This is a genomic window from Flagellimonas chongwuensis (assembly GCF_013376415.1).
GTDB lineage: Bacteria > Bacteroidota > Bacteroidia > Flavobacteriales > Flavobacteriaceae > Flagellimonas > Flagellimonas chongwuensis.
The window spans coordinates 1,098,818-1,110,730 of sequence record NZ_WYET01000004.1; the positions used below are offsets into that span (position 1 = coordinate 1,098,818).

General features: G+C 42.3%; 6 protein-coding genes. 5 read left to right on the forward strand and 1 reads right to left on the reverse strand.

Annotation, left to right across the window (positions count from 1 at the left end; all coding sequences use genetic code 11):
- Positions 1-270 precede the first annotated feature (270 nt).
- Positions 271-1,113 carry an AraC family transcriptional regulator gene (locus GUA46_RS12045; protein WP_176620689.1) on the reverse strand — a complete coding sequence of 281 codons (843 nt, stop codon included), beginning with the start codon at positions 1,111-1,113 and terminating at the stop codon, positions 271-273.
- 481 nt (positions 1,114-1,594) lie between these two features.
- Here GUA46_RS12045 and GUA46_RS12050 point away from each other — a divergent pair, with 481 nt between their 5' ends.
- The 5 genes from GUA46_RS12050 to GUA46_RS12070 all read left to right on the forward strand — a co-directional run bounded on the left by GUA46_RS12050 (position 1,595) and on the right by GUA46_RS12070 (position 11,908).
- Complete coding sequence (locus tag GUA46_RS12050) at positions 1,595-4,648, forward strand: SusC/RagA family TonB-linked outer membrane protein (RefSeq protein ID WP_176620690.1); 3,054 nt, start codon at positions 1,595-1,597, stop codon at positions 4,646-4,648.
- A 9-nt stretch (positions 4,649-4,657) separates the two neighbouring features.
- Entirely contained in the window at positions 4,658-6,328 is a 1,671-nt protein-coding gene (locus GUA46_RS12055) for a RagB/SusD family nutrient uptake outer membrane protein (protein WP_176620691.1), read from the forward strand.
- A gap of 135 nt (positions 6,329-6,463) precedes the next feature.
- Positions 6,464-9,748, forward strand: a complete 3,285-nt coding sequence (locus GUA46_RS12060; protein ID WP_229418494.1) for a VCBS repeat-containing protein — start codon at positions 6,464-6,466, stop codon at positions 9,746-9,748.
- A 38-nt stretch (positions 9,749-9,786) separates the two neighbouring features.
- A complete protein-coding gene (locus tag GUA46_RS12065; RefSeq protein ID WP_176620693.1) occupies positions 9,787-11,373 on the forward strand; it encodes an alpha-L-fucosidase in 1,587 nt (528 codons plus the stop codon).
- A complete protein-coding gene (locus GUA46_RS12070) occupies positions 11,360-11,908 on the forward strand; it encodes a discoidin domain-containing protein (RefSeq protein ID WP_176620694.1) in 549 nt (182 codons plus the stop codon). The genes GUA46_RS12065 and GUA46_RS12070 overlap by 14 nt, the downstream gene beginning before the upstream one ends.
- Positions 11,909-11,913: the final 5 nt, after the last annotated feature.

An 11,913-nucleotide genomic window follows, 5' to 3' on the forward strand; every position in this document is an offset into this window, starting at 1 on the left:
AAAAAAAGAGCCCTCGTATTGGATTCATGCAATTTGATGGCCCTTCCATTGATTTGACTGTAACTGCCAAAACAAAAAAAGGTTTTTGGAAAAACTTCCCAAGTTGGTACCAACGTGGGTAAAAATCTAGGACTATTCCATCAGTGGTTTTTATCACCTCAACATTGTTTACCAAACATTGAATTCAAAGATGCCGGGGATGATTTGTACAACATAGGGTTAAGGAGGTCGACAAAGACCATCCAATAGATGTAAAATAATGATAAAAAACTAAAGCCCCCTTCCTATATATTCAGATGGCGAACATCCCAAATGTTTTTTAAAAATCCTATCAAAATAGGAAAGACTGTTAAACCCAGACTCAAAGCATGCCAAGGATATTGAATTTTTTTTGCTTTTATCCCTTAGAAGTCTACAGGCATAATTTATCCGCACATTATTTATGTAATCGACAAAGGTTTTGTTTGTCTTTTGCTTAAAGTATCTACAAAATGAGGATTTGTTCATGCCTACCATATCAGCAACTGTCTCCAAATCGATCACTTCTTTAAAATGCATCATTATATATTCTAGAACCTTATTTAAACGATTGTCATGAACTATGAAATTTTCTGTCCAATTCGCACTTCCCAGCTTTGAAAAGTTTTTATTCTGAGAAAGCCTAAAAAGAATCCGTAGCGCTTGTAGATTAGATTCCATATCATGCATATCAGCAAGTTCTTGAAATAAGGGCAGGAGTAATTTACTTTTTAACTTGTCTATCATTATTCCCCTTTCACATATGTCAATTATATATTTAAGAAAATCGAACTGATGGTTCGTCCCCAATTTGTCCAAATATATAGGATTGAAGTGCAAGACTATTGACTTGGAAGTTGTGTCATGTTCAGTATCACTATCGAACATATGGGGAAGGTTCGATCCTAACAAAAAAATATTGTCCTGCTCAAAATGTCCAATAAAATCCCCTACATATAATGTTCCTTGTCCTTGTACAATATATACTAGTTCCAATTCAGGATGATAGTGCCACAGTTTTAGAAACTCTTTGCCTTCAGTTGCGGAATATTGTATTTGGGATACAGCTGATTTATGTAGAAAATGAAGTTTCATTATATAGTTCTAACTTGTTATTAACAATCTGTTCTTATAATCACCATGATATTGTTGTACTCTATTTAAACATCACTCTCAAGTATTAATTGTATGGAAGAAGTCCATTCCCAGCAACATCGATTGCAGGCTAAAGTACCCAATCCTATAAAACAAAAATATGCATGTCATCTGCTCTATGACACATTAGCCATTTCTCCTTTAAGAATAGAAATCTGAGCGACTTGATTACTTGGCCAATTTCAAATATTAACAATGTAATAGATAATTCAACCAAATAATTATAGAAAACTAAAAACTTCATCCAAAAATTTGATTAATAATCATATTTAGGAAAAATATTACATCAACAACAAAGAAGATGCAAATATCGTACAACCTCTTGCAAACATAGTTCATTTGCTCGGCTTTATTTAACAATAAATTTGGTGTTAAGAAATAGTTATAAAAGTTTTAATTCGATTATAAACACCAAAAACAGATGAAAAAATTATTACTGGCATTCACAATTTTTCTTTTCTTTTCGGCATTTGCACTAGCCCAGCTCAGTGTTACCGGTTCGGTAAAAGATTCCAATGGTCAACCACTTCCTGGTGCATCTGTTATCGTGAAGGGAACCACCAATGGTACACAAACTGATTTTGACGGAAACTTTTCAATCAATATTGAAAATGATTCTGACATTTTAGTGTTTTCCTATGTTGGGTTTACAACACAAGAGATGACTGTGGGAAATCAGGAGACCATTGATGTAACTTTGGAGGAAGACACAGCTTTGCTCGATGAGGTCGTGGTTGTGGGATACGGTACACAGGAAAGGAGAAAAGTAACGGGAGCCATTGAAACTGTTCAAGGCGACGCAGTAGTCGAAACCCCCGTCCTCACTGCCGACAATGCCTTGGCTGGACGTGTAGCCGGACTTACAGTAAACCAAGTGAACGCCGAGCCGGGAAGGGATAACGCCCGATTGCTCATAAGGGGGGTGGGAACCACTGGTAACAATGATCCATTGATAGTAATAGATGGTGTTGCCAATAGAGGTGGGTTCTCAAGGATAGACCCTAATGATATTGAGAGTATTTCCGTATTAAAGGATGCATCGGCAGCAATTTATGGTGCACAAGCGGCGAATGGTGTCATTTTGGTGACCACAAAAAGAGGTAAAGAGGGCAAACCTACCATTAGCTACTCCTATAATAGGGCCTTTGTCAGCCCAACAAGGGAGATTGAGTTGGCAGATGCTGAACTGTATGCCAGAAGCGTGAACACCCTCGCTTCCCAACAGGGACAACCCGAGGTATATTCAGCAGAACAGATACAGGCCTTTGCAAATGGTTCTACTCCTTCAACAAATTGGGTAAATGAAGTATACAAATCCTTTTCGGATCAGCAAAGACATAGTTTAAGTGTTCGCGGTGGTGCTGAAAAAACAAAATATTTCGCATCTCTTGGTATGGCACAGCAAGATGGGCTTTTCAAGGGCAATGACGATACAGGTTTCAAACAATATAATGTCAGGGCCAACTTGGATACCGAAGTTGCCAAAAACTTAAATCTTAGGCTGGACTTGGCTGGCAGGAACGAAAGAAGGGACTTCCTCCAATACCAAGACGCCACACTATATGGGAATACGGTAAGGGCAGCACCCGACATACCAGCTACCATCCAAGGACTGCCCGCCAGAGGTAGGGAGGCCCAAAACCCATTGGCGATTGCCCAAGGCCCTGGTTATCTCAGGAACAATGGATACATATTCAATAGTTTGATAAATCTTGATTACCATGTTCCCTTTATCCAAGGGTTGACCATCGGCGGATGGATGGCCGCGGACTACTCCACTACCCAAGAAAGACATTTTTTCCAACCTTTTACCTTTTATGAGGATGCCAATAGTGATGGTACGGTTGAGGCGGTTCAGGGCGGTCCATCTTTCAACAACAATTATCTAAGAGTCACGGATAACGACGGGCTTTCCTTGACATACAATGCCAATATAGATTACAACAGAACATTTGATGAACACACCATAGGAGTGTTTATGGCCTATGAGCAAAACAAAACTACCAGTGATGTCACCCAAGCTCAGAGAAATGGGTTTGAGACCTCTCAAATAGATCAGTTATTTGCAGGTAGTGGTGATGCTTCATTGCAATCCAATACAGGATATGCAACAGAATTGACCAGACAAAACTATTTTGGTAGGGTTTCCTATGATTACGCTTCAAAATATCTTGTAAAATTCGTTTTCAGGTATGATGGTTCCTCCATTTTCCCTGAGGGAAATCGTTTCGGTTTCTTCCCGGGCGTAGAAGCTGCTTGGCGAATATCTCAAGAAGGCTTTTTTGCCGATAACATTAAATTCATCAACGAACTCAAGCTTCGTGGATCTTATGGAGAGCTTGGTAATGATCGGGTCGATCCATTTCAATACCTGAACCTTTTCCAAGTATTTTCCGGAAACAGGGAAGGCTATGTTTTTGGGGGGCAGGACGTAAACATCATTGGCCCAAGTGTAGTTGCAAACCCAAATATTACTTGGGAAACATTGGAAACCACCAACGTTGGTCTGGATTTGGGCATGTTCAATAACTCATTGACCTTCAGTGCCGATGTATTCAAACAACTGAGGGCGGACATACTGGGTCCCCGTAACGTTTCGGTACCCAACTATACCGGTTTAGATCTACCCGATGAAAACATAAGGGAGGTTGAGAACAAAGGATTTGAGCTTCAGGCAAGGTACAATAAGAGCTTCAATGATTTTAACTTCTATGTAGGTGCCAACTATAATTATGCCAAGAGCAATGTACTCTTCATAGATGAAGAAGGTATTTACCCAGAGGAATACCAAAAGGCCGAAGGACATGTGGTTGGCTCCACATTGGCCTATGACTATTTAGGGTTTTATAGAACCGAGGCCGATTTGGAAACATACCCTTCCTTGAGTGACAACCCTAGAATAGGCGACCCTTACTACAGGGATGTGAACAATGATGGGATCATCAACAGTGACGATAGGATCCGTATCGATTCCAACACCATACCCAATGGTGGTTTTGGTGTGGTGCCCCAAGTGCAGTATGGCTTCCAAATAGGAGGTGATTATAAAGGAATTGAATTGAATGCCGCCTTCGCAGGTCAGGCCAAGGCCAAACAATATTTACGCTATTCCTTTTCCAATGGCAACAACGGATACCGCTATTTCTTGGAGAATGCTTTTGACCCGGTCTTCAACCCGGATGGCACACTCCCCGCATTCAACAGGGGCAACAACACACAAGAACTTAGCACCCTATGGCTTAGGGATGTATCCTTCCTCAGGTTACAGTCTATAGAGCTTGCTTACAGTCTGCCAACCGATATAATATCGACCATGGGCCTATCCAATTTGCGATTTTCAATAAGTGCTTTTAACTTGATTACTTGGGACAAGCTTAAAAAAGATGGTCTTAGCGACCCTGCGTCACTGAACATAGAAGGCTGGGAATACCCCTTTACCAAGAGTATCAATTTCGGAATCAGTTTAAATTTTTAAAAAAACAAAATGAAAAGAAGAACATATTATTTATTCAAATTGAAGGGATTGGCACCCCTTATATTGATTTTCCTACTAACAGGATGTTCTGAAGATATCCTTGATGTAAAACCTTTGAACGGCTATAGTGAACTTGATGTCTTCGAGGATGCCGCGTTACTTCAAAACTATGTGAACGGCAGTTACAGGGCATTAAGAACCCCTCTTAGGGATGAGAACACATTCACCGATGGTTTGACAGACAACGCCTACAATCAGCACGGAAGTGCAGAAGGCCAGATAAGAAGGTATACGCGAGGTGAAGTCGATAGGGAAAATGGAGAGGAGATCACCTTTGGTCTTTGGTCACATTGTTATTCCTATATCCGTAACGCGAACCTCTTTTTTGAAAAAATTGAAGGCTCTTCCATACCCGCGGAGGAATTGGACATAATGGAGGGAGAAATGAGGTTTTTACGCGCCTATAATTATTTTGAACTGTTCAAGTATTATGGTGGCGTCCCGCTTATATCCGAAACCTTTGAGCTGGGACAAGAATCCTATGAAGTAACAAGGGGAACCATAGATGAAACAGTGGATTTTATCCTGAACGATATTGATTTGGCAATTTCCCTGCTCCCTTCTAAAAGCGAATTGCCCGCAGGCAAGGCATCCATGGAAGCTGCCATGGCCTTGAAGGGAAGATTGTTGCTCTATGCGGCGAGCCCACTATACAATGCAAATGGTGATCAAGAAAAATGGGAAGTTGCACGGGATGCGAATAAAGCAGTAATGGACCTTACCTCTGTGACATTAGCTGATTTTGGAAATTGGGAATCCATGTTCTTGGGAAATACAGACGAAGAAGTCATCTTTAGACGTCAATACACACCAAAGAACGATCAAGGCTGGGGCGTAAATACATGGCTTTTTCCCAATGGAAAATCAGGTTGGTCCAATACCACGCCCACACAGGACCTGGTAGATAGCTTTGAACTTGTTTCGGGGGAACTGCCATCGGAATCCGCAACGTATGATCCCCAAGACCCTTATGTGGACAGAGACCCGAGATTCTATGAAACCATCGTGTACAATACCGCACCGTTTCAGGATGCCACCTATGACCCCTATGTTGACAAGGACGACCCTTCCAACTCAGAATTGGCCGGAATCGACTCTCGAGTGTCTCCTGCCAGTCCACACAATGCCTCTAGAACCGGCTATACATTTAAAAAGTGGGCCAATGACAATTTAGCTTGGGATGCCGGAAACACTGGACCATACATATTTTACCGTAAGACCGAAGCCTATCTGAACTATGCCGAGGCCCAAATCGAGCTTAATAATGAATCGGAGGCTCGAAATGCCATCAATGCAATTAGAAATCGGGCAGGCATGCCGGATATTTCAACATCGGGTCAAGCCTTATTGGAGGATTATCGTAATGAACGTAGGGTCGAATTTGTACTTGAGGACCATCGTTTTTTTGATATCAGACGCTGGATGATCGGTCCGGAGACCATGGGCTCCCCTAAGATGGGAGTTGATGTCCTGAAGACAGGTGATGCCACATTTGAATATGATTATGACCTAACAGCTGATTCCAATATTTTTTGGGATGATAAGATGTATATGCTTCCGATACCTTTCAGTGAGATTCAACGAAGCAATAACTCTCTAGATCAAAACCCTGGGTATTAAAGTAACTAATGTTGAGAATACAAATGGGGCCCATGGGCCCCATTGTGATTAAATTGGTATATGTTCAAACCCTCTCCTACATATTATCTGGTATTTTTTATAGTCTTATTGACGATAAGCTGTAAAAAAGAGACGTTGTTCACAAAGGTATCGCCCACAACCTCAGGCCTCGTATTCGAAAACAAGCTTGTGGAAGACGAGCAGAACAATGTAATGACCTATGAATATATCTACAACGGTGCAGGAATAGCGGCTGCCGACTTGAACAATGACGGGCTCACGGATGTTTATGTATCGGGCAATGAGGTGCCCAACAAACTATTTTTGAACGAAGGAGACCTAAACTTCAAAGAGGTAACCTCCCGCTCCGGGCTACAGGAAAAAAAAGGTTGGAAAACAGGGGTCACCATAGCCGATGTCAATGGAGACGGTTGGATGGATATTTACGTATGTTATTCTGGAAATGCAACCCAAGAGGGTTTTGAAAAACCTGTGATCATTGATTATCCCCCACGGGCAAACCAACTTTTCATATATACGGGAAAAACCGAGAATGGTATCCCAAAATTTGTCGATAAAACCGATGAGTATGGTCTTGGAGCCATTGGAACTTTTTCCACCCAAGCTTATTTTTTTGATTATGACCTCGATGGGGATCTTGACATGTTTCTGGTCAACCATGCCAATAAGTTCTACTCCACATTTTATAACGTCAAAACCTTAAGGCAAAAAAGACATCCCTATTTTGGGAACAAGTTGTTCAAAAATGAAAACAACAAATTCACGGAAGTTTCAGAAACTTCAGGTATACATGGCGGTGGGCTTAATTTTGGGCTGAGTGCCGCCATAAGCGATTTGAATCTGGATGGATGGCCGGACATTTATGTGACCAACGATTATGATGAGCAGGACTATTGCTATTTGAACAATCAAGACGGTACTTTTACTGATGTCTCACATACCGCTTTCGGGCACATTTCAAAATATAGCATGGGCTCGGATATTGCCGATGTCAACAACGACGGATTTCCCGATCTCTTTGTGGCAGACATGCTTCCCGAGGACAACTATCGCCAAAAAGTACTGAAGGGACCCGATGAGTATGACAAATACAGTATGGCCGTTGATAGTGGTTATCATTCCCAGCACATGCGAAACATGCTCCAATTGAACAAAGGAATTTCCCCTGACAGTTCATTGAAATTCAGTGAGGTCGGGCAAAATTTCGGTGTATCCAATACGGATTGGAGCTGGGCTCCCCTATTGGCCGATTATGATAACGATGGGTATAAAGACCTGTTCATAACCAATGGGTATTTAAGGGACTACAGCAATCTTGACTTTGTCAATTACACCGCCAACACCACTATTTCCAAAGCCAAGTCAGAAAATAGGGAAGTGGCACTGATACCTTTATTGAACAAGATACCATCCACCAAAATCCCTAACTATGCCTTTCAAAATGAAAACGGAAAGAGGTTCAAAAAGGTTTCCAAAGCCTGGGGGCTGGATGAAAAAAGTGTCTCCAATGCTGCAGTATATGCAGATTTTGACAATGATGGGGATTTGGACCTATTGGTCAGCGACCTGAACGCACCCTTGAAACTTTACAGAAACAATGGACAGCATTTATCGGACAACAATTTCATCAAGATAAAGCTCAAGGGCAATACAAAAAACACATTTGGAATCGGGGCCAAAGTAATTGTCACCCTGCCGAACGGAAAAAAAATCTATCAGGAAGCATTCTATGGGCGCGGCTATCAGTCCTATGTGGAACCCGCTCTTACCATAGGTATAGGCAAGAATGAAAAAGCGGACAAGATTGAAGTGTTCTGGCCGTATGGAAACAAAAATGAATTGACGGATGTTGTCGCCAATTCCGAATCCATTGTTGACCAATCTCTTGCAAAACCTGGCAAGTTCACTTCCCCGATGGTAAAGAAGTCCATGTTCCAAAAGCTTACGGACAGTTCGGGATTGGATTACCAGCATCAGGAAAACAACTATGTTGATTTTTATTATGATAGGCTTATGCCCTATCAAATGTCCCGCCTTGGTGGTCGAATGGCCGTCGGCGATATCAATGGGGATGAAAATGATGATGTTTATTTTGGTGGAGCGGTCGGACAAGCAGGCAAGCTATTTTTAGGGAATGATGATGGCACCTTTATCGAAGACAGCAAAATCCAACCTTGGCTTGCCCCCAAACCAAGTGAAAAGGAAGAAGTTGCCCCTTTGTTCTTTGATGCGAACAACGATGGGCTCCTTGACATTTATAGCGTCAATGGTGGCAATGAACAGTTGGCGGGAAGTTTATTCTACCAAGACCACCTCTATATAAACCAAGGTGGGGGTCAATTCATCGACGCAAGCCAAGCTCTCCCCAATACTTCTTTCAGTGGTGGCGTGGCCAAGGCAGCGGATTATGACAATGACGGTGATATGGATTTGTTCTTGGGAGGCAGACTGGATGCACAGCACTACCCTTTCACACCGGAAAGCATCCTGCTGCGGAATGATTCAAAGGAAGGTAAAGTAAAATTCACACGAGTCGAACAAAAGGATATGCTCCATATTGGTATGGTGACCGATGTCACTTGGGACGACTTGGACAATGATGGCTGGCAAGATTTGATATTGGTGGGCGAATGGATGCCCATAAGTATTTTCAAGAACCATGAAGGTGTTTTTGAAAAATTACAAGTGGAGAACACCTCCGGTTGGTGGAGTTCCGTGGCGACCGTTGACATCGATTCGGATGGTGATCTGGATATTTTGGCAGGGAACCTGGGCAACAATACACAATTGAAAGCCTCCACCGAAGAGCCTATGATATACTATGTACAAGATATGGACAAGGATGGCAACCTGGATCCCCTATTGACCTATTACATCGATGGAAAAAGCTATCCAATACCAAGTAGAGACGAACTTTTGGCACAAGTGAACAGTCTTAAGAAAGTATACACCTCATACGACAAGTACGCCAAAGCAACGATTGAGGATATTTTAAAAGCGGCCAATGTAAGCTCCACCTCCGTACTAACGATCAATGAACTGCGTTCGGGGTACCTTTTGAATAATGGGAATCAAGGTTTTTCATTTCACTCTTTTCCAAGTTTGGCCCAACAATCCATAATCAATGCATTTGTGGAGGATGATTTCAATGGAGACGGAAAGAAGGAAATATTGCTCGCAGGAAACTTCTTCCCCTTTAGAGCCAGTATGGGTAAGTTGGACGCTTCAAAAGGAATGTTGCTGACTTGGAAAGATGGCGAATTGCAAATTTCAAATGATGGGGAAAACCTTTGGTTGGACGGTGATGTACGAGATCTTTCAACAGCGAGATTCAAAAATGGCGAAAAACGCCTTTTACTCTCCAGAAACAATGACAAAGCCGAAGTGTTTAAATATTGAACACTGGGCAATAACCTACAAAAGAATAAATATCAAAAATGAAATTCGCTAAAATCAGTAATCTATACTATAAGACAGGGGTATACATTTTACTTGCATGTGCACTAGGGTGTGCTGACCAAAAGACACCTCCTCCTGAGCCGTTTGGAATAGTCCCGAGTGACCGTCAGGTCGAATGGCACAATACGGAATTCTATGCATTCATCCATTTTACCATAAATACCTTTACTGATAAGGAATGGGGTTTTGGGGATGAATCCCCTGAACTTTTCAATCCCAGCGGCTTTGATGCAGAGCAAATTGTACTTGCCTGTAAAAATGCGGGCATGAAGGGTCTTGTGCTTACCACAAAACACCATGATGGTTTTTGTCTTTGGCCCACCAAGACCACGGATCACAACATCAGTAAATCGCCCTATAAGGATGGCAAAGGTGATTTGGTAAGGGAATTTGTGGATGCCTGCCGCAAACATGGACTAAAAGTGGGCATGTACCTATCCCCTTGGGACCGCAATAATGCAGCCTATGGAACACCTGAATACATAGATATCTTCAGGGCCCAATTGACCGAGCTCCTGACTAATTACGGAGACATATTCGAAGTATGGTTCGATGGAGCAAATGGTGGGACCGGTTATTACGGGGGAGCCAATGAAAAACGGGAAATAGATCGGCAAACGTACTACGACTGGGAAAATACATGGGCTTTAGTAAGGGAGCTGCAACCAAATGCAGTCATTTTTTCTGATGTAGGCCCTGATGTGCGATGGGTAGGTACCGAAAAAGGGTTTTCGGGAGATCCATGCTGGCACAGGTTTACGCCAGAACCTCTAGAAGAAGGTCAAACCCCCGCTCCAGGTCTAATAAAGTATTGGGAATCCTTAAATGGTACCAGAGAAGGAAAACACTGGATGCCCGCAGAAACAAACACTTCCATAAGACCGGGCTGGTTCTATCACGAGGCCGAGAACGATAAGGTAAAAACACCAGAACAATTGGTGGATATCCATTATAACAGTATCGGCCATGGCACCAACTTTATCTTGAACCTCCCTCCCAACAAAGTGGGCATCATACCGGATGAAGATGTTGCCTCGCTTACCGGTTTCCGGTCAATTTTGGATAAAACATTTTCCGTGGATTTGGCGGAAGGTGCAATAGCAAAGGCAAGCAATGTACGCGGTAATGAAGAAACCTATGCGGCGGATAAGGTTTTGGACAACAACAATATGACGTATTGGGCAACCGATGATGATACCCATACGGCAAATATCATTGTGGAGTTTCCTGAAGAAGTCTCGTTCAATGTGGTCAATATCCAAGAGTACATCCCTTTGGGACAGCGCATATGGGGATGGGTCCTTGATAAATGGGACAATAACCAGTGGACGGAGTTTGCCAAAGCTGAATCTATAGGAAATAGAAGGTTATGGCGTGGCTCCATCCAGACGACCAGTAAAATACGATTAAGGATAACCGATGCCCCCTGCATCTCCATTGATATCTACCATATCCGTGCACAAGGAGCCCATTCGGTTATCCCCGCCCAAAATAATCCGGAACAACCAGGGAAAGGTCGATATTTTAAGCAATGGAACCATTCATTTAACATTGGATGGCACTGAACCCACAAAAGAATCCCCCCTATTTCAGGGTAATTTTGATTTTATTGCCGGGGGCACCATCAAGGCAAAAACTTTTGATGGGGAAAAAGCAAGTGAAACAGCAACCACTCATTTTGGCCATTCCAAAAATAAATGGTCTATCCCCACCAATGGCGAAATACCTGAAAATGCTTCAGCAAAACAGGTCATTGACGAGAAAGCAAATACATATTGGACATCAACTGGGGTGGATAATCAGACCATTACCATAGATTTTGGGGAAGTCCTTTCCATCAATTCATTCTCAATGTTACCGTCTGGAACGGAAGACAAAGCAGGTATGGTACTATCATATGAATTTTATGGTAGTACTGACAACACGGATTGGTCCCTGATTTCCCAAGGTGAATTTTCCAATATCTACAATAATCCCGTGGAACAAGTAGTACAGTTTGACAGCGTCAACCAAGTGAGATATATAAGGTTTAAAGCGGTTGAAACAGTACAGAACAAAGAGGCCGTAATTGCAGAGTTGGGAGTAAGCATTGCACAGTAGCGTTA

Coding starts and splice junctions, on each gene's coding strand:
- GUA46_RS12065 (WP_176620693.1), top strand. CDS start 9,787: ATGAAATTCGCTAAAATCAGTAATCTATACTATAAGACAGGGGTATAC.
- GUA46_RS12045 (WP_176620689.1), bottom strand. CDS start 1,113: ATGAAACTTCATTTTCTACATAAATCAGCTGTATCCCAAATACAATAT.
- GUA46_RS12055 (WP_176620691.1), top strand. CDS start 4,658: ATGAAAAGAAGAACATATTATTTATTCAAATTGAAGGGATTGGCACCC.
- GUA46_RS12050 (WP_176620690.1), top strand. CDS start 1,595: ATGAAAAAATTATTACTGGCATTCACAATTTTTCTTTTCTTTTCGGCA.